This is a genomic window from Acinetobacter sp. RF15B (genome assembly GCF_007558235.1).
GTDB lineage: Bacteria > Pseudomonadota > Gammaproteobacteria > Pseudomonadales > Moraxellaceae > Acinetobacter > Acinetobacter lwoffii_C.
The window spans coordinates 63,589-83,270 of record NZ_VLSR01000010.1 but is presented as its reverse complement, the minus strand read 5'-3'; the positions used below and the strand labels follow the sequence as shown (position 1 = coordinate 83,270).

Sequence of the window (19,682 nt, the reverse complement as noted above, 5' to 3'; positions counted from 1 at the left end):
AGTAATCTTTCTTTGCAATTATTTAAAACCAACGCTCTTCCCTACTAAAATACACTTTACTTGCTTTAGCACACGCCCAATTTCTAATTGAACTTTTGCCCAACCTTTTTTCTTTTGCTTTTTCATCCGGGCTTTCCGCTCAGCAAGCAAATCACTAGAAAGAATCGTTTTCTTTTCAGGAAAAAGTATCATTTCTTGTATACATAAAGCGGGGGTCATTTGATACACAGAATGAAATTGATGCCGTATAAATTCATTGAACATCACTTGGTCTAGCGGGATCAATTGAATCTGTCCAACATACTGCAAGTATTTTTGAGCACCCTTAAGACTCAAAATATAACCTGCAGTCCCTAAATTCTTCCCCGTGAGTTGAACAATATGACGCATCCCATGTGCTATTTCTGACTTGGTTTTGCCTAGAAAGACCTGATTTGCAAAGGCTTCAGTCTTAATAATATCCCACTTTGGACTGATCCAGGCTGAGTTGTTTAATAATTCAGCAGCAGCCTCACCTAAGTACACATCATCTTCAAAGATAGCCATATAAGGAATTTGCTCATCTACCATTTTTTGCCAAATCGACACATGGCTCATAAAGCAAGCTAATTCACCCGGGCTTAAAAATTCATTCTGAATATTGAGTTGCATTTTTTCAGCTAAAGGACGAGCCAGATCAGGTGTTAGTGCATCAAAAAACTCAAATTCAATATTCTGTTTACCAAACTCTTGCACAATGTGCTCACGGCGAGCAGTGGCACTTTTTAAACTAATTACAATATTTTTCATACAACTTACATTTACTTCACTGACACTAAATGTTTCAGTGCATAACAACGATCACGCCACATCCGTTTTTGTTTTTTGATACCGTGAGAAAGTCCACGCCCTTCTTTTTCTTTACGAGAAATACCTTGCGCTGCAACAGTCCCTAAAATATCACTGTCTAATCCTGCGGGTCTAACCAAAGCGGGCCATACCCCTAAACCTTTCCCATTTTTACTAAGCCAGGTTTGAAAGAATATATCAACAGGCATAGTCATGGTTTTTCCGGCCTGCATAAACGCCTCGGCGCCTTTACGTGACCAGACTAAACCTAGACCACGAATAGGAAAATAAAATGCATGCCACAAACTCATGCCATCAATCTCTGTAATATCTTTGCTCAATTTTTTCTTTTTGGCTGCAATATTAATCAAATACCAATCCAGCTCTTTATGTTGATCCAGATATTCAATCGTACCATCAAGCTTATCTTTAAAGTCTGGATCGATCTTCATATCGTCCTCTAGGACCACCAGATAGTCCGCATCTGTACTTAAAAATTTCTCTGCACAACCATAATGACTTAGATAACACCCCAACTCTGAGTTCATCAGACTACGTCCAAGGGTCTGATTTGCTCCCTGAGCATCGTAGTTTTCGAACTCAGTTAAAGCTTTTCCACGCCCATCGACTGCAGAAAAACGTTCAAAAGGCCAATGGACTTGATTCAGCTGCTGTGTTGCTCGCGCTAGTCGTTCATGACTTCCGTCCAAATTAATGAGATATGTAACAACTTTCATCATGAACCTTTAAACTAAAATTGAATTCGGTAAATAGCCCGCCAGCTTCTGCTGCATTGCTACATTGATCTGTTGAGCAGCTGCAGCGTCCAGCTGGTCTAGGCTTTGAATGCAGCCATATTTAATAGTAGGGTAATCGAGTGCCTGAATAAAATTATTGCGACTATCTTCATTTTTTAGATAGGCCAATTCAATATCAGGCTTGAGTTCAACCTGTTGCTTCTGAATTTTAAGATGATTCATCAGTGAGATTGGATTAAGTTGCTCCACACTACGAAACTTAAACTTGACCTGAGTTTCCAGTAATCGAGGATGCGACAATAAGTAATCTTTCAAAATCTGACGATCAACGATATGTGGATAATGATGGATTTCAAAAAATTTGTTAAAACCTAAAATATCCGCACCCAGCATTTGTGCAATCATATGTTTAGGTTGAATAGGCTTAGCAAATTGTTTATTCATAAACTGGCGATATTTCAGCTTGGTTTTTAAAGCCAGCTTATTCTGCCAATGACCGTAAATTACCAAATGCTCACCTTGTAGAAAGTCTTCAATATGAGCGGTTGAGTTAAAGAAGAAATCATCATTCAGATAAATAAAGTAATCTGATAGTCCTTCAATATTCCAGAGCATACTTTCAATAGACCGAGTATTGAAAGTAGGCAGATATTGCTCATAACCACTAAAAATTTCACGATGATCCACAATCCGGATTTTATCGGCTGAACACAGACCTTGAGCTGCAAACTCATCAATAAACGCGGGTCGCTGGTTATCGGTCACAATTAAAATATTGCGATAAAAAGGCACATATTTCAGGATTGAGGCAACATTGTAATAAATTTCATTATTACTGGCAAAACGGGTATCACTAATCGCATCCGACGCATCTTCACCAGTCAAATACTTATGGCGCTTTTTTTTCAATTCAATATCATTACCATCTACCCAGGCAATCACGATATCAATGTTCTGCATTTGCTTGATCACTTTAAAAAATCAGTCTTGAGCGTACTGGATTATTGCCATGCATCTTTAATCCACTGTGAAGGCAATACATAGCGATACCATTTGCCGCCTCCACCATTAATAGCCTCCGGTGGATTGATTTCCCCATGAAAAATAATAATTTTGGCACCTTCAGGCTTCACTGGCGGCTTGAAATAAGCCATCGGAATCTTTTGTAGACAATGATATTTATAACTTTTACACCAACTATCTGGCCAATAAGTCTGCTGGCCTTCACGATCGACATACCAAGACAGATAAGCCTGTTCATTACGAAATTTTTTTCGAATTTCTTCAAAGTTTTCGCGAAAATAAGGTAAAAGCCCTGGAAAAGCCCCCAGTTTAAAACGGTAAACAGAACTGTTTCCGGTAATCCGCCACGGCCGCTTCCAGTCATGAATAATTAAAAAATCACCGGGGTATGTAAAAAACTCATCAATATTATCAACAATGACAACGTCTAGATCTAAGAATAAGGCATTACCTTGTAGCCCGTATAAATCTGGTTCAAAGGTCGAAAGTTTATTCCAGCCACGTTCAGGACTACCGGGTGGTAAAGCTAATGGTGGAATAGGAAAACATTCAACAGCTGGATCAATGCCCTCAGTACGATCAGTCAGACAGACCATTTTGAAGTCAACCGTCGTATGACGTTTAACCATATTATAGAGACGATTAACATACTCTGCCCCATATTTCGTGCCCCACTTCATGCACAGCACTATATTCTGTTCAGACTGCATTGGAGCCTGATTGGAGAGTGAGTCGTTTACCTTGTCCTGCATGTATTCATCTTCCGCCAGCATTCTACCTCATATAATACCACCTCTAAAGCAAAGTTATCATATTGCTTTTAATGCTTTCATAACACTAAAAATACTTTGTGATATGATGCAATATCGCTTTCGCCAACCTTTATCAGGTTATAGATAAGCTCCTTAAATAAAGAATACAAACCAGGTTGATATGAAAATAGCAGTTGCAGGTACCGGTTACGTCGGCCTTTCCAATGCCATGATCTTCTCACAACATCATGAAGTTATTGCATTGGATATTATTGACAGCAAAGTCGAGATGTTAAACCAAAAAATCTCTCCAATTCAGGATGAAGATATTTCTAAATTCTTGATAGAAAAGCAACTCAATTTCCGTGCAACCACCGACAAAGCTGAAGCTTATCAGCATGCCGACTTTGTCATTATTGCCACACCGACGGATTACGATACCAAGACTAATTACTTCAATACTCAAAGTGTTGAAAGTATCATTGGTGATGTAATTAAGATTAATCCTCAAGCCGTGATGATTATCAAATCTACCGTGCCGGTCGGTTTTACCAAAGCAGTAAAAGAAAAGTTTGATACCGACAATATTATCTTCTCTCCAGAATTTTTACGTGAAGGCAAAGCACTGCATGACAATCTATATCCCTCACGGATTATTGTCGGAGAAAAATCAGAACGTGCTGAGTTATTTGCTGACATGCTGATTGAAGGCGCTATTAAAAAAGACAGCCCAATCCTGTTTACTGATTCTACCGAAGCCGAAGCGATCAAGTTATTTGCCAATACTTACTTGGCGATGCGTGTTGCTTATTTTAATGAACTGGATACCTATGCACAAACCTTTGATCTTGATACCCGCCAGATTATTGAAGGGGTATGTTTAGATCAACGTATTGGCAATCATTATAACAATCCCTCTTTTGGTTATGGTGGCTACTGTCTACCAAAAGATACCAAGCAACTACTGGCCAATTATCATCAGGTTCCAAGCAATCTGATTCAGGCAATTGTCGACTCTAACCGTACGCGTAAAGATTTTATTGCCGATTCAATTCTTGCCAAAAACCCATCTGTAGTGGGTATCTATCGTTTGGTTATGAAAAGTGGTTCAGATAATTTCCGTGCTTCAGCCATTCAAGGTGTGATGAAACGACTGAAAGCCAAAGGCATTGAAATCATTATTTATGAACCCAGCCTAAAAGAAACTGAGTTTTTTAAATCTAAAGTAGTGACCGATCTCAATACTTTTAAACAACAAGCAAATGTCATCATTGCTAACCGTCGCTCAGCAGATCTCAGTGATGTTGAAGAAAAAGTGTATACCCGTGATATTTTTGGAGGTGATGAATGAAAGTCCTTGTAACTGGAGCAGCGGGTTTTATCGGCTTTCACGTCTCCAAAAAACTGCTTGAACGTGGTGATGATGTAGTCGGTTTCGATAATATGAATGACTACTATGATCCTGCTTTAAAACAGGCCCGTGTAGACCACTTGGTTACAACAGCTGAGCAAAGTACAGGGCAGTTTAATTTCATTCATGCCAATTTAGCAGACAAGACAGCAGTGGATCGATGTTTTCAGGAACACCAGTTTGACCGGGTGATTCATCTGGCTGCACAGGCAGGTGTGCGTTATTCTCTTGAAAATCCGATGAGTTATGTCGAAAGTAATATTGTCGGTTTTACCCATATTATTGAAGCCTGCCGCTATGCCAAGACACCCCATCTGACCTATGCGAGCACAAGTAGTGTTTACGGGGCCAACACCACAATGCCGTTTAGTGAAGAGCAGGGCGTGAATCATCCCATTCAGTTCTATGCAGCAACCAAACGCGCCAATGAGTTGATGGCTCATAGTTATAGCCATTTATTCAAACTGCCAACTACAGGCTTACGCTTCTTTACTGTCTATGGTCCTTGGGGGCGCCCAGATATGGCACCTTTTAAATTTACCAAAAACATTATAGAAGGCAAATCGATTCAAGTCTTTAACCACGGCAACCATACCCGTGACTTTACTTTTGTCGAGGATATTGCTGAGGGTGTAATCCGTTCCAGTGACCAAATTGCTGAGCCTAACCTAACTTGGGATAGCAATCATCCAGATCCATCAACCAGTAATGCACCATTCCGGATTTTTAATATTGGCAATAGTACACCCGTACAATTAATTGACTTTATACGAGCTATTGAAAACTCTGTTGGCAAAAAAGCCCTAATCGAAATGCTTCCCTTACAGGAAGGGGATGTGCCTGATACTTTAGCCGACAGTTCTGCTCTTGAACAAAGTGTAGGTTACAAACCTTCTGTTTCTGTTGACGATGGGGTGAAGCAATTTGTGGACTGGTATCGGGATTTTTATCAGATTTAATAAATTCTTCAAGTAATAAAAAAGGACTCGAATGAGTCCTTTTTTATTACTGAGTATCTTATTTCACATAAGTTAACCAGTGTGCATATTTAGGATCTCTGCCCTGAACTGCATCAAAATAGGCTTTCTGGATTTGAGTGGTAATCGGACCACGGACACCTTCACCAATTTGACGGTCATCATATTCACGGATTGGTGTTACTTCAGCCGCAGTACCGGTAAAGAATGCTTCATCAGCAATATAGAACTCATCCCGGGTAATACGGCGCTCTACCACTTCATAACCCAGATCCTTGGCAATAGTAATAATGGTTTGACGGGTAATCCCATCCAGTGCACCACCGGCAATATCAGGCGTATGGATGACGCCATCACGTACCAGGAAGACGTTTTCGCCTGAACCTTGGCATACATAACCTTGTGGATCAAGCAGCATTGCTTCGTCATAACCCGAATGTGCAACTTCCTGATGAGCCAGGATAGACAGGGTATAGTTACCAGAAGCTTTCGCCTTACACATGGTCACGTTTGGATGATGGTGAGTAAATGAAGAAGTTTTCACACGAATCCCCTTCGCCATCGCCTCTTCGCCCAGATAAGCACCCCAGCTCCACGCTGCAACCACAGCATGAATAGTATTGTCTGTTGCCGCAATACCCAGCTTTTCAGAGCCAATAAAAATAATTGGACGTAAATAGCAAGATGCTAATTTATTTTCACGAACAACATCAATTTGAGCTTGTTCTAATGCTGCCTGATCAAATGGAACTTTCATTTGATAGATTTTGGCAGAATTCAATAAACGTTTGGTGTGTTCTTTTAGACGGAAAATAGCCGTTCCATTCGGGGTTTCATAAGCACGGACACCTTCAAACACCCCCATACTGTAATGTAGGGTATGTGTTAATACGTGAGTTTTTGCCTCACGCCAGTCAACCAGTTGTCCATCTTGCCAAATAAAACCATCACGATCAGCCAAATTCATGCCACAAACTCCAATTTTTCACAATTATTCACTCTCCAGCGCAAATGCTGCAGCTGGATCAATCAGTCTTTGCCATAACTTGCAAACGGTCATTCGGGTATCGTGCCAGTCGCTTGCAGATACTTGCATGGATTGATTTGCAAGGGCTAAGCGGTGGCTCTCTGCGCGTTCACGGAGATAAGCTTGAATCAGAGCAGTCGCATCGTTGCTGGATAAGCAACCTGTCTTTGCGGCATCCTCAAGGATTCTTACATTGTCGGAGTAATGGGCGAGATCTTTATTCGTCCCACTCCAAGCCAATACTGCATACTGTGCCATAAATTCGATATCAACGATACCACCTGCATCTTGTTTTAAATGAAAAATTCCATCTTTTTTTTGCTCGTTGGATGAACCGAGATGGTCTTTCATTTTCTGGCGCATCTTCAGTACTTCGGCACGTACATGTGCCTGTTCACGCGGCTGGGTCAGAATCCGGCAGCGTAGCTGCTCAAACTTGTCCCGAAGGCAACGCTCACCGGCAATACTGCGCGCACGCACCAGCGCCTGATGTTCCCACAACCAGGCACTTTTCAGCTGATAATGCTCAAAGGCTTTCAGGCTGGTGACCAGCAGGCCTGCTTCGCCAGATGGACGTAAACGGGTATCGACTTCATAGACGCGGCCATCCAAGGTCTGTGTCGTCATCAATGACATAAACTTTTGCGCTACACGCATCGCAAATTTAAAACCACTGATTGGTTTTAGCCCGTTGGTATCAGCCTGTTCATCCATATAGTGAATAAACACCAGATCCAGATCCGAGCCATAACCGAGTTCAATCCCGCCGACCTTACCATAACCAATCACGGTAAAAGCCATATGATCTAAGGTACAACGCTGGCCTTCCGCATCTAGCGGGAAACCATGTTTTTTCACGGTAATCTGATAGGCCAGCTGTAAGGCAGCATTCACCGATACTTCCGCAATATCCGTGAGGGCATCGGAGACTTTCATCAGTGGACTTTCCGCCAATACATCACTGGCGGCCACCGCTAGTACATTGGATTTTTTAAACAGGCGCAGTACACGCATCTGGTCTTCAATCTGGTCCAATTCAATACGCAGCAATTGCTGGCGTAAAGAATCCTCCAGATCTTGACGTTTAGGCAGTTCAAAATCCATAGATAGAAACTCATCCAGCAAGACCGGATAATGGGTAAGTTCTTCACAAATCCACGGACTGACCGTTGCCATTTTAACCAGTCGCTGTAAAGCGCCTTTACTCTCGATGAGCATCACCAGATAGACGGTACGACGCATCACAGATTCGACCAGCGGCATCAGCCGGACCAATGCAGTTTTCGGTTTATCTGATTTCAGAATCGCTTCGATCAGATAAGGCCAAAAGGTTTTAAGACGCTGAGTGGCCTTGGCAGGTAATTTTTTTAAGGCATGTCCATACCAGAATTCATGCACCAAATTTTTGGCGGAGTCATCCAATACTTCATCAAGTCGCTGTTCGAGTTGGGCAAAACTTTTGATTTCAGGATCTGGCCCGGTTTCCTTAATCAGATGCTCAAACTGATAGGTGACCTTGGCACGTTTCTGATCCAGAACATGCATAAATTCAGACCAGTCTGCAAAACCCAAGGTATCGACCAAACGCTGGCGCAAATCCGGCTCAACCGGCAGACACTGGGTTTGCTGGTCATTCAAGGCTTGAATGGCGTGCTCCACCCGACGCAGGAACAGATAGGCATCTTCCAGATCAGCCACTGCCTGCTCATCCAGCAACTCCGCATCATCCAGATGGTTTAGGTTTACCAGGCACTGACGGTCTTGCAGTTCCAGTTTGGCGCCGCCATAAATCAACTGAAATACCTGCACAATAAATTCGACTTCGCGAATACCACCGGCACCGAGCTTGATATCATCTTCAATATTCCGGCGCTGTACTTCACGCTCGATCATGGCTTTCATTTCACGCATGGCTTCAAATGCGCTGTAATCGACGTATTTACGGAACACAAAAGGACGGGTCATGTCCAGCAGTTCATCACCTTCCGGACTCGGATTGACAATACGTGCTTTAATCCAGGCATAACGCTCCCATTCACGGCCATGCTGACTCAGGTATTTTTCCAAGGCGACATGACTAATGGCCAATGCAGAACCCTCCCCCCAGGGACGCAGGCGCATATCCACCCGAAAGACAAAACCATCGGCTGTAATCTGGTCCAGCAGATGAATAAGTTTTTGCCCCCACAGAATACAAAATTGCTGCACATCAATGCATTTACGCCCATTGCTTTCACCCTGTTCATCAAAGGCGAAAACCAGATCAATATCACTAGAAAGATTAAGTTCTTGTGCCCCCAATTTCCCCATGGCGATGACAATCAGGTCCTGCACCTTGCCGTTATACCCGATCGGTTCACCATATTTGGCAACCAGCGAAATACGTGCAAAATCTTTGGCGACACAAATGGCAGCATCAGCAAAATCGGAGAGTTCGCGGGTGAGCTGAACGACATGGGTGAGTTGATTGGCATCCTGCCAGATCCAGCGGAACATCAAGCGAGCACGGAGCAGACGCAAGGCGCGCATCCATTCAGCTTCATCATGTATTTGCCCGACAGCAACCTGAATCAAGTGATCAATCTCGGTTCTACTCAGGAAACCCTGAAACTGATCAACCGCATAATCCTGCTCTAAGCTGGCCTGATGCTTGGCAAGTACCTGCTCAGCATATTGGCTGGCTCTTAAGGTTTTCTGCAACTGGACGGCGTTCATCGCTCCATTCTTCCCCTGAAACTTTTTGCTTAGTTATAGCAGGAGTTCGATCTCAGGGGGAATGTTTTAGGCGGAAACTGACCTATTTTCAGGATTTTTCTAACTGCCGGTCTTCAATCACCAAAGCCTGGTGTTCATTAATCACTTTCGGCAAATGTACAGTAAAAGTGGTGCCGTGACCTTCTCTTGACTCTACTCTGATCTGCCCCTGATTCAGGTCAATAAAACGTTTACACAGCACCAATCCCAGACCGGCACCTTTCTCTTCGCTCGTTCCCTTGACCGTGACAACCAAATTCGGCTTGAACAGATTTTGTATCTGCTCATCAGTCATACCCAGACCTGTATCCTGAACCGTAATCTTGACTTGCTCACCCTCCATCTCAGCATCCAGAATCACCTGCCCCCCTTGATTTACCGGAGTAAATTTAAGGGCATTGGATACCAGGTTCTGTAATACCGAGGTGATCATATTAATGTCGGCATGGACTTTGATACTTTCCGGAATATTATCGATAAGCTCGATATTCTTTTTCAAAGCCAGGCTCTTCAGCACGTCACAGACAATTTTACTGGACTGCTTCAGCTCATAATTAATTGGATGATAAACAAAGCGTCCACCCTCAGCCATCGCCCAGGTTAATAGGCTTTCAAGCAGATTATAGGTCGATTGAGCCGTGTCATATAAATAGTCAGCAATATTCTGTGCACTGGCCTCATCCAGAGTATCGCGCTCTTGCGACAGGACTTCTGAAAAGCCCAGCAAGCCATGGAATGGCGCTCGCAGGTCATGGGCGATAATCTGAAAGAATTTGGTCTTACTGAAATTCAACGCACATTGCTGTTCATGCAACTCTTTCAACTCATCATATTCTGCACTCAGGCGAATCCGGCCCACCAGACTCTCTGCCAACTGTTTGACCGTGGCCACGTCTTCAGGATCGAAAGGCGCAGCTTCATCATCAAAGAAAACCACTTGCCCTAAAGAGGAATTGGCAGCTTCTTTAAGATTAAAAGCCACCAAGCGCTGATGAGCGACTCCAAGATTTTCAACATACTGGGAAATCTCGGCGTAATCAGGATGCAACTGGGTCACCACATCTGCTTCTTTAAAGGGTAGCTCTTGATCCTGAAGTGCGTGCAGGGCACGAAAACCCTGTGCACAGCTGTACCAGATATAGGGCTCACCATGAAAGCCTAGAATACTGGTTTTAACGCCTAAAATCCTTCGGGAAATCTTACAAAAGGTATCTAATAAGTTATTGGAGGTATAGACACCTAAAATGAGAGATATACGGCACGAGCTTAATTGCTCCGTATTCTGTCCGACCTCTAGCAGTTTTAGTTCCATGTCTGCCTCTATTTATGATAGTTAGTGGAAAAATTAATACGATAGACCAAATTTATACAAGCAATAACAAAGATTCTATACTTTCTAAAGTAGAAAAACTTCCATCATAAGCAAAGAAATTGTTAATTAATTTCTATTGAGATACATTTCTTTGTTAAAACAGCGACCTACGAATATTAAGAAGAGCTTTAAGTAAGTATAACTTTATATACAATATAGTGAAGACAATATTAATTACCTTAATAAGTTCATCTTTTCTCTATATTTCCTCCATATTGATGAACTACAGTAAATAAGAGTATTTTAACAACTGGTCAAAGAAATGAATGATATTTCACCCCTCTAAATCCTGTTATTTAGAGCTCAAAAATTGAGTAACAGGTTGAATTTATAACAACGAAAGCCTTTCTTTTTATTTAATAATACTTAAATAATGCTCCCGAAAACCTCCAGAAGAAAGCAACTTAGGCAATAAGATAATCCACGTTTCTACTACAAAAACTACATTAGTTTACAATTAACCGAAATCTAGCGTTAGCTTCTAAAAATTGGAAACAAGTTTTAACCATAAAAAAAAAGCGGCTACTAAAGCCGCTTTTTGATAAGAAACTAGTTATCCGAGATCAATGCCACCTGCTGCACATAGTTGAATAGCTTCTGCTTGGACTCGGCTAGAGTCGCTTCATCAGCCTGAGCTTTCAAATCGCGGTGAATCCGCAAAACATGCTGGCGAATGGTATGACGCTCTGCTGCATTATAAGTTTTGCTAAAGTCATTAATGACCGGATCACCATCTTTGATCATGCGTTCGACCCAGCGTTGCAGCTGAGCAGTCTTCTTTAAACCCTGTTTTGGGGTTAAATAAGACAAAATTATGCTTTCATCTTCATTCCGCAGCAGTTTGCCAATCCGTTGAAACTGGCGACGGCGTGCCTCATTGGAGCCGATGCTCTGTACATCCAGCAAAGCATCAATCAGACGCTCTTCTACAGGCAGATTTTTGATCTGCTTTACACTGAGCTCAGCCAGCTGTGCGCCCAAAGCAGCCATCCGCTGGACGGCTTTTTTCTGTTCAGTTTTACTTGCACGTCCTTCTAAAGATTCAAAGTCTTCTTCAGTAAAACTGTGCGGTCGACGTGCCACGATTAATCTGCCTCATAAAATTTTGCTGCAAAAAGTGCCTGAATTTCAGATAAGGCCATGTCCTCATCTGCGCCTTCAATCACCAAGCGTAAAGTGGTTCCCTTGCCTGCACCGAGCATCAACAGGGACATGATATTTTTCGCATCTACCAGTTTGTTCGCCTTTCCAATCTGGATACTGGAACGAAACTTGGTCGTTACTTCAATCAGTTTACCAGATGCACGCGCATGTAAACCCAGTTTATTAATCACGTCAACAGTCGTATCAATCATGACCAGTGCTTCATTTCTCGGTGGAGGACTTGAATAGACCATTTTGCCTCAAGCGCTTTTTTTAGTCTATCCACAATATAAACAGAGCGATGCTGCCCGCCGGTACAACCAATAGACACCGTTATATAATGACGATGTCCTTCAGCAAAGGTCGGCAGCCACTTGTCCAGAAAATGATAAATATCCTGAAACATATCTTCGACTTGAGCGCTTTTTTGCAAAAACTCCTGCACCGGCTGATCCAGGCCTGAAAACTTGCGAAGTTCAATTTCCCAGTGTGGATTAGGCAAATGCCGTACATCGAAGACATAATCGGCATCCAGAGGAATCCCGTGCTTATAACCAAAGGATTGTAAGATCAAAATCAGCTGATCGGTCTGTCCCAGTCGGGACAATAACGTATGCTTCAGGTCATGCACACTTTTATCGGTGGTATCAATGTGCACGGTAGAGCGCAGCTGAATCGGCATCAGCAGGATTTTTTCTTCCTGTATGCACTGATTCAGGCTTTTAAAACGTGCAGCCAGAGGATGTGGACGACGTGAAGCACTAAAGCGGGCGATCAACTCCTGATCCTGTGTGGTCAAATAGATGATATCGACCGAGCCATGCTGCTGTAGCTGCTCAAACACATGATTAAACTCTTCCAGATCCGCCCGGGTACTGCGCACATCGACCCCGAGTGCCAGCAATTCCAGATTATTGTCATTGTCCAGTTTTGCTACAATCTCAGGAAGTAAGGCCAAAGGCAAGTTATCAATACAGTAATAACCCAGATCTTCCAGTACCTGCAAAGCAGATGACTTACCTGAACCAGATTGCCCCGTGACAATTAAAATGCGCTTCATGCCCTACCATCCTTTCATCCTAGCCAACTGCGTACTTGACCTGCAAGTTATCGATCAAACGTGTGGTACCGAGTTTTACTGCCACCAATATCACCACATCTTGATTAAACGTCTGAATTTTCTGTAGCTCCAGGCTACGTGCTTCCACATAGTCGACTACAAGTCCGGCATCGGTCAGCGTTTCACGAATGCCTCTCAATACTTGTTCCAGCGTTTGGCCAGCATGTAACTGCTGCTCAGCGGCTTGCAGACTCTGGAAAATCACCGGTGCAGTTGCACGCTCCTGCTCACTTAAATATCCATTTCGTGAACTGAGTGCCAAACCATCTTCCGCCCGTGCAATCGGTACACCAATCACTTCCAGAGGAATATTCAGATCCTGGACAAACTGACGGATCACAGCCAGTTGCTGATAATCTTTTTGCCCAAAGAACGCATAGTTTGGCTGAACAATATTAAACAATTTTGTCACGACAACAGCAACACCATCAAAGTGGCCTGGACGTTGCAAACCGCACAGGTCATTGGTGATCTCAGCTACACTGATATTGGTCAACCGTGGCTTGTTACCATACATCTGCTCCACGCTTGGAGCAAATACGATGTCACAACCGGCTTCCGCCAGGAGCTGCTGATCCTGCTCCAGGGTACGTGGATAGCTATCAAAGTCTTCATTCGGTCCGAACTGGATCGGATTAACGAAAACACTGACCACAACGACATCACATAGCTTACGTGCTTCACGTACCAGATTCAGATGCCCCTGATGCAGATTACCCATGGTCGGTACAAAGCCAATCATTTTACGTGCCGAACGTGCAGGATTCAGTGAAGCTGATAAACCTTGGATGGTTGTTTCTGTTTTCATGTTACAACTCGACTTGGAATGTTTGTTCAGGTGCCGGGAATGAGCCATCCAATACTGCCGCATGATAGGCTTTGAATGCATCCAGAATGGCAGTTGCACCCGATTGCTCTTGCATAAAGTTACGTACAAATTTTGCAGTATGACCAAAGGTCAAGCCCAGCATATCCTGTACCACCAGTACCTGGCCATCGGTCGCTGACCCTGCCCCGATTCCAATGACCGGAACATGCGGGAACAGCTCAGTAATTTCCTGACCCAGTTGCGCAGGTACACACTCCAGTAAAAGTAGTGCAGCACCCGCCTCAACCACCGCCTTGCAATCTGCAATTAACTGATCTGCGGCTGCACGGGTACGTGCCTGTAATTTATAACCGCCAAAGACATGCACCGACTGCGGTGTTAAGCCCAGGTGGACACACACCGGAATACCGTTACGGGTCAATACCTGAACCGTTTCCGACAGCCATGCGCCACCTTCCATCTTGACCATTTGCGCACCAGCCTGCATTACAGTTTTCGAGCTTTGCAAGGCATCATTTAAAGTGGCATAACTCATAAATGGCAGATCGGTCATAATCAAAGCATGCTGATTGCCACGGCGTACCGCTGCCGTATGATAGGCCATATCTTCTACAGTCACAGGCAGTGTTGAGTCGCGACCCTGAATGGACATACCTAAGGAATCACCAATCAGAATACTGTCGACTGCGGCAATTTCCATGGCTTTAGCCATACTTGCATCATAACAAGTCAGGCAAGAAAATTTACGTCCTTCAGCCTTATATCGTCTTAAATCACTGAGACTGATCATGAAGATACTCCTCTATTTTTGAAGTTCTCTCGAACTGCCAATTATTTCAAAATTAAATATTTGCCCAGTTGGTGCGATCGAAGACCGTCAAGGCTGAGTGCTTAACGATGTCAAGGTCTTTTAATATATGTCCATTGAGCTGTAATTCAGGATCAATATCCAGCAGAGGCAGCAGCACGAAGTCGCGCTCCAGCACTCCCACATGCGGCACAATCAAACGCTCATGCTGAATCTGTTCATCGCCATAAATCAGCAAGTCCAGATCCAGCGTACGCTCGCCCCAGTGTCGTAAACGCACCCGGCCTGCTTCCTGCTCAAAGGCCTGCAGCTGATCCAGCAAGTCCAGCGCTGCAAGGTCTGTGACCAGTTGCACCACAGCATTGTAATAGTTCGGCTGGTCCTGTGGACCCATGGGCGGGCTTTGATATAAATGCGACGCTTTGACCGCCCCCAGGCTGGCCAGCTTGTATACGGCTTCTGCTAAAATCTGGCGTGAATCGCCAAGGTTGCTTCCCAAACCGATATAGCTGACTGTCATTGTGTTGGCCCAAAAATAACCTGGCTTAAGTCACGCTGTACACGTTTACGTTTGGTAATCGGGTGATCTGCACCAATTTCGCCACTGGCAGTTAGCTGGGAAACGGATTTACGCTCGGCCTCATATTTGGCTTTACGTACACGACGGTTGCGCGGCTCCGGCTCATTCACCAACGGTTCGATTTCAGTCATTTCCTGAGCCACTAGACGCTGCTCCAGATGCTCTTCCTGAGAAACCTTACGACGGTTTCTGGCACGCTGACGGTTATATTGGGCAATGGCGCGCTCTTTTTCATCACCATTCATTTGCTGGTATTCATCCCACCAGGTGCCCATCCCTTGTGCCGTTGCATCGCCCGATTTTTCACGTAGCAGCAGGAAGTCAAAGCCGGCACGGAAACGCGCATGTCCTGACAAAGCATCAATTTGCTGTGGTTTTGGATTCAGCAGACGGGTTTGCATTTCCCAGACTTCACGAATAAAGGTTTCAGCAAAACGTGGAATGACCGTGCGCGTGGCCTGACGCTTCAGTACATCCAGCCCCGCTTGGGCACGTGCTTCAGCTGCCACCACACCGCGGGAAAGATAAAACTCACAGCGCTCTAAAAATGGCTGCCATAGCAATACCGCATAAAAGAAAGCGGGATTGATGGTTTTACCAATTGAAATACGCTGATCTGTATTTTTTGCTGCACGCTCAATAAACGGCGTAATATCAGGCTGGATATCAGCAAATAACTGACGCCAGATACCAAAATCAATCAGCATCGGCAATACCCGGTTCAAATGCCCCATAGTAAAGAGTTTCTGTGACTCGTCATATAGACGGTGCGGAGAAACGTCACGTAACAGCTGGGTCATTTCCGGCGTAAAAATATCCAGAATGGCCTCATCAATATTGAAATTCAGTTTGGCTGCAAAACGTAAAGTGCGCAGCATCCTGACCGGATCTTCCTCAAATCTTAATGTCGGATCACCGAGCAAACGCAAGGTTTTACTTTTGATGTCCTCTACTGCATGACAGAAGTCCAGCACAATTGCTTTGCGCGGCTGGTAATACAGTGCATTAATAGAAAAATCACGGCGGGCAAAATCCTGTTCGATGGTGCCCCAGTTATTGTCACGCAGGATCATGCCCGCAGCAGAGGTAACTGCTTTTTTAGGCGGCGCACGAAAGGTCGCTACTTCCACCAGTTCACGGCCGGAATAGACATGCGCCAGCTCGAAACGTCGTCCGATAATCCGACAACGCCGTCCGAATACCTCTTTGACCTGAGCGGGTGTGGCATTGGTGACAGCATCGAAATCTTTGGGGTTTAAACCCAGCATCAGATCCCGGACACCACCCCCTACAATATAAGCTTCATAGCCTGCCTTGGTTAGGGCATCAATCACATCGAGAATATAAGAAGGTAATTGAGCGGTTGATAAACCACATTTTGACGCGTGCAAAGTTTGCAAAAGACGCTGTCTCCTACGTCTGAACGTAAATTTTTAAGATGACGCTAATCATATCGCTTACACCGCTAAAGGGCAATTTGATTATCTCATTCTTAGCATTCAGATTGATTGGCAATTCATCGTCTCTTCAGTCTGCTTACAGCCCCAGTCTAGCCTTGTTTTTGGCAAATAAAGCTGGCCCGATTCCCTTGACCAGCTGAATATCTTCAATCGTTTTAAATTTACCGTTTTTCTGCCGATACTCAACAATCGCTTGCGCTTTCTTCTGTCCAATCCCATGCAACTGCTGTAACTGCTCCACATTTGCTCTATTCAGGCTAATTTTATCGGCAACCGAAGTGACTGATAAAGCAGGCTTGGCCAGATAGTAATTACTTTCAGAAGCAGGAGAGATCGCTACTTTCTGTTGTAGACGCGCATCCTGTTGCTGCTGCCGGGTTTTCCATTCCGTATAATTTGTTCCATTTGTTCCCGCTGCTTGAGCAGTAGTCGCAATTGACAGATAACCAAGCCAGCAACCGAGCAGAAGAAAATTAATCCATGTCAGACCTGTTCGAGGTTGTAAGGTGTTCATGAGCAGCCCTTTTTTTTAATTCTAATTTGGCCTGTTCCCAGAGCTGATCCAACTCAGCCAGTGACAGACTTTCCAGGTTTAATTGTTGTTTGTCGGCCTGATCTTCCATCAAGGCAAAGCGAGTCCGGAACTTATGGATCGTTCCCAATAATGCCATTTCGCTTGAAACTCCAAGTTTACGGCCGATATTCACCAATGAGAATAAGCAGTCGCCAAATTCTTCCTGTATTTCATCGGAATTCTGTGCAGCTATGGCCTGCTTGAGTTCGCTTAATTCTTCTTCCAGCTTGCCATACGCACCTGCCACATCAGGAAAATCAAAACCAATTTTGGCTACATTCCGCTGAATCTCATCGGCCTGCTGCAATGCTGGCGCATGCTTGACTTGATCCAGGCGTGAACGGGGTTTGCCCTGCTTTTCTATCTGCTTAATTTTCTTCCATAATACTGACACATCTTCAGGGCTCAGCTGTGCAAACTGCTCGGCCTGAAACACATGCGGATGACGACGAATCAGTTTATCGCTAATCGCCTGCACCACGTCCTGAAAATCGAAAGCACCCTGCTCGCTGTACATTTGCGCCTGAAATACCACCTGTAACAGCAGATCTCCAAGTTCATCCCGCACATCTTCAACATTAGCAGAACGTACCGCTGCCTCTACTTCATACGCTTCTTCTATCGCATATCGGGTTAGAGATTCGGGAGTCTGTTGCTGATCCCAGGGGCATTTTTCACGTAACTCACGCATGATCTGGAGTAATTGTTCCACTTTTTAACACCTCATCTTTACCAAATAGCCGCTTTATTCTGCCTATTTCTTGCTATGCTCAAAAAAAAAGACAATAAGGAGATCAAGCACATGCACAGTATATTGATTAGTGGTGCTGCACAAGGAATTGGTGCCGCGACAGCTGCCCTGTTTTACCAGCACGGCTACAAAGTCGGTATTTATGACATTAACGTGGAGCAGGCAGAACAACTGGCCCAGCAACTCGGTGAACATGCCAAGGCCGGCTTTATTGATGTAACAGATTATGCTGGCTGGGAAGCAGCTTTGAGTGAGTTCGCAGCCTGGGCCGGTGAGATTAATATCCTGGTCAATAATGCCGGTATTTTATATTCAGGTCCTTTTGAAAATACCCCCATTCCATCACATCATCGAACCTTGGATATTAATATCAAAGGCACTCTCAATGGCTGTCATGCCGCTTTTCCCTATTTAAAACAGTCCTCTTTCGCCCGGATCATCAATTTATCCTCAGCATCTGCGATTTATGGTCAGGCTGATTTGGCTTCATATGCGACCAGCAAGTTTGCAGTACGCGGCCTGACTGAAAGCCTGGATATTGAATGGCAACCTTATGGGATTCGAGTCTTGGATGTGATGCCACTTTTCGTAAGTACCGCGATGGTCAAAGATATGCAGGCGGAAAGCATCAAAAAAATAGGCGTGCATTTGAAAGCAGAAGATGTGGCGCAGGATATTCTTAAACTCGCGCAGCTCAAAGATTCCATCTGGCAAGTAACCCACCATCCCGTCGGGTTTAAAAGCCGGTTCTTGTTCCATCTCTCCCAAATAAGTCCCCAGTTCGTCAACCGGATCAGTAATCTATGGCTTGCCAAAAAATAAAAAAATAGTGAATATGCTTTTAGACACCTGGATGAATCTGAATAACTGGAAATTTAAAACCCTTGCATGACTGCTCACTTTGCCAAGCCACGCTAAGCATGCAGCCCACGAGAACATAATTTTGATAAGCATACATTCCTATATCTGGATGTTCGCAGCGCCCACCATTTTGCTCCGGATAGACTTGGGTATTCAACTCATTTAAATTTATCCGAATCCCCAATCCTGAAGCCTTCAAGACAGCTTCTTTCGTGGTCCAGACCTTGAACCAGTACTCTGGATCATAATTCAGCTCCTGCCATTGCCTGAGTTCTTCAGGATGAAAAGCGTGTTGTGCCAAGGCTTCGAAACGAACCTTTCGGTCGAGATCTTCAATATCAACCCCTAAGTTCTGAACCTGATGACTGGTTGCCAGAGCATAGAAATTTCGGCTATGACTATGATTAAAGCTGAAATCTGGATGAGTATGGAGATAAGGTTTGCCGTATTCGGCCAGGCTGAAATCCTGCTGATCAATCACGCAACCCAACTGTGTGGAGAGCAACTGGTTACGATAGCCATAAATCCATTGTTTACGCTGCTGAATATAGTTTTTACGATCCAGGCCCTGTAAATGTCTAAGTCTTGGTGCCAGTGCGATCCAATTAATATGAATAATAGACTTCAAAAATAGTTGCCCTTATAAAAATGTTG

20 protein-coding genes are annotated in these 19,682 nt (G+C 44.1%); 3 read left to right on the top strand and 17 right to left on the bottom strand.

Features of this window, described 5'->3' with window-relative positions; genetic code table 11:
• Positions 1-18 precede the first annotated feature (18 nt).
• Genes E2K74_RS09450 through E2K74_RS09435 form a run of 4 tightly spaced genes read right to left on the bottom strand, consistent with a single transcriptional unit; the run spans position 19 to position 3,361 of the window.
• On the bottom strand, positions 19-789 hold the full coding sequence (locus E2K74_RS09450; protein ID WP_151207280.1) for a glycosyltransferase family 25 protein: 771 nt from the start codon (positions 787-789) through the stop codon (positions 19-21).
• Between the two features lie 11 nt (positions 790-800).
• Complete coding sequence (locus E2K74_RS09445) at positions 801-1,565, bottom strand: glycosyltransferase family 25 protein (RefSeq protein ID WP_151205074.1); 765 nt, start codon at positions 1,563-1,565, stop codon at positions 801-803.
• A gap of 9 nt (positions 1,566-1,574) precedes the next feature.
• Positions 1,575-2,546: a Stealth CR1 domain-containing protein gene (locus E2K74_RS09440; RefSeq protein ID WP_151205075.1), complete on the bottom strand. Its 972-nt coding sequence runs from the start codon at positions 2,544-2,546 to the stop codon at positions 1,575-1,577.
• Positions 2,547-2,587: 41 nt separating this feature from the next.
• Positions 2,588-3,361 (bottom strand): glycosyltransferase, encoded by a 774-nt coding sequence (locus tag E2K74_RS09435; RefSeq protein WP_151205079.1) that lies wholly within the window; start codon positions 3,359-3,361, stop codon positions 2,588-2,590.
• 181 nt (positions 3,362-3,542) lie between these two features.
• Here E2K74_RS09435 and E2K74_RS09430 point away from each other — a divergent pair, with 181 nt between their 5' ends.
• Both E2K74_RS09430 and E2K74_RS09425 read left to right on the top strand, forming a co-directional pair.
• The gene (locus tag E2K74_RS09430) at positions 3,543-4,712 is read left to right on the top strand and encodes a nucleotide sugar dehydrogenase (RefSeq protein WP_151205076.1); all 1,170 of its coding nucleotides are present in this window, start codon (positions 3,543-3,545) and stop codon (positions 4,710-4,712) included.
• Positions 4,709-5,731: an NAD-dependent epimerase gene (locus tag E2K74_RS09425; RefSeq protein ID WP_151205077.1), complete on the top strand. Its 1,023-nt coding sequence runs from the start codon at positions 4,709-4,711 to the stop codon at positions 5,729-5,731. Before E2K74_RS09430 ends, E2K74_RS09425 begins: the two co-directional genes overlap by 4 nt.
• Before the next feature lie 58 nt (positions 5,732-5,789).
• Here the strand turns inward: E2K74_RS09425 and E2K74_RS09420 are convergent, their stop codons facing one another.
• The 12 genes from E2K74_RS09420 to mazG form a co-directional block, all read right to left on the bottom strand.
• Positions 5,790-6,716 carry a branched-chain amino acid transaminase gene (locus E2K74_RS09420; RefSeq protein ID WP_151205078.1) on the bottom strand — a complete coding sequence of 309 codons (927 nt, stop codon included), beginning with the start codon at positions 6,714-6,716 and terminating at the stop codon, positions 5,790-5,792.
• Between the two features lie 24 nt (positions 6,717-6,740).
• Complete coding sequence (glnE, locus tag E2K74_RS09415; protein ID WP_151207278.1) at positions 6,741-9,491, bottom strand: bifunctional [glutamate--ammonia ligase]-adenylyl-L-tyrosine phosphorylase/[glutamate--ammonia-ligase] adenylyltransferase; 2,751 nt, start codon at positions 9,489-9,491, stop codon at positions 6,741-6,743.
• An 88-nt stretch (positions 9,492-9,579) separates the two neighbouring features.
• Positions 9,580-10,842: a sensor histidine kinase gene (locus E2K74_RS09410; protein WP_151205371.1), complete on the bottom strand. Its 1,263-nt coding sequence runs from the start codon at positions 10,840-10,842 to the stop codon at positions 9,580-9,582.
• A 609-nt stretch (positions 10,843-11,451) separates the two neighbouring features.
• The gene (yjgA, locus tag E2K74_RS09405) at positions 11,452-11,985 is read right to left on the bottom strand and encodes a ribosome biogenesis factor YjgA (RefSeq protein ID WP_151205372.1); all 534 of its coding nucleotides are present in this window, start codon (positions 11,983-11,985) and stop codon (positions 11,452-11,454) included.
• Between the two features lie 2 nt (positions 11,986-11,987).
• Entirely contained in the window at positions 11,988-12,257 is a 270-nt protein-coding gene (locus tag E2K74_RS09400) for an HPr family phosphocarrier protein (protein ID WP_151205377.1), read from the bottom strand.
• A complete protein-coding gene (gene rapZ, locus E2K74_RS09395) occupies positions 12,254-13,105 on the bottom strand; it encodes an RNase adapter RapZ (protein ID WP_151205373.1) in 852 nt (283 codons plus the stop codon). The genes E2K74_RS09400 and rapZ overlap by 4 nt, the downstream gene beginning before the upstream one ends.
• Positions 13,106-13,124: 19 nt before the next feature.
• The gene (gene panC, locus E2K74_RS09390; protein ID WP_151205374.1) at positions 13,125-13,973 is read right to left on the bottom strand and encodes a pantoate--beta-alanine ligase; all 849 of its coding nucleotides are present in this window, start codon (positions 13,971-13,973) and stop codon (positions 13,125-13,127) included.
• A 1-nt stretch (position 13,974) separates the two neighbouring features.
• Entirely contained in the window at positions 13,975-14,784 is an 810-nt protein-coding gene (gene panB / locus E2K74_RS09385) for a 3-methyl-2-oxobutanoate hydroxymethyltransferase (RefSeq protein WP_151205375.1), read from the bottom strand.
• 52 nt (positions 14,785-14,836) lie between these two features.
• Positions 14,837-15,322, bottom strand: a complete 486-nt coding sequence (gene folK / locus E2K74_RS09380) for a 2-amino-4-hydroxy-6-hydroxymethyldihydropteridine diphosphokinase (protein ID WP_151207277.1) — start codon at positions 15,320-15,322, stop codon at positions 14,837-14,839.
• Entirely contained in the window at positions 15,319-16,782 is a 1,464-nt protein-coding gene (gene pcnB / locus E2K74_RS09375) for a polynucleotide adenylyltransferase PcnB (RefSeq protein WP_151207275.1), read from the bottom strand. Before pcnB ends, folK begins: the two co-directional genes overlap by 4 nt.
• A 136-nt stretch (positions 16,783-16,918) precedes the next feature.
• Positions 16,919-17,356 carry a ComEA family DNA-binding protein gene (locus E2K74_RS09370; protein ID WP_151204119.1) on the bottom strand — a complete coding sequence of 146 codons (438 nt, stop codon included), beginning with the start codon at positions 17,354-17,356 and terminating at the stop codon, positions 16,919-16,921.
• Positions 17,316-18,128, bottom strand: a complete 813-nt coding sequence (gene mazG / locus E2K74_RS09365) for a nucleoside triphosphate pyrophosphohydrolase (protein ID WP_151204118.1) — start codon at positions 18,126-18,128, stop codon at positions 17,316-17,318. Before mazG ends, E2K74_RS09370 begins: the two co-directional genes overlap by 41 nt.
• Positions 18,129-18,218: 90 nt before the next feature.
• Between mazG and E2K74_RS09360 the strand changes: the two genes are divergently transcribed.
• A complete protein-coding gene (locus tag E2K74_RS09360; protein WP_151204117.1) occupies positions 18,219-18,989 on the top strand; it encodes an SDR family oxidoreductase in 771 nt (256 codons plus the stop codon).
• Positions 18,990-19,008: 19 nt separating this feature from the next.
• Here E2K74_RS09360 and E2K74_RS09355 read toward each other — a convergent pair whose 3' ends face one another.
• Positions 19,009-19,656 (bottom strand): 4'-phosphopantetheinyl transferase family protein, encoded by a 648-nt coding sequence (locus tag E2K74_RS09355; RefSeq protein WP_151204116.1) that lies wholly within the window; start codon positions 19,654-19,656, stop codon positions 19,009-19,011.
• Positions 19,657-19,682 lie beyond the last annotated feature (26 nt).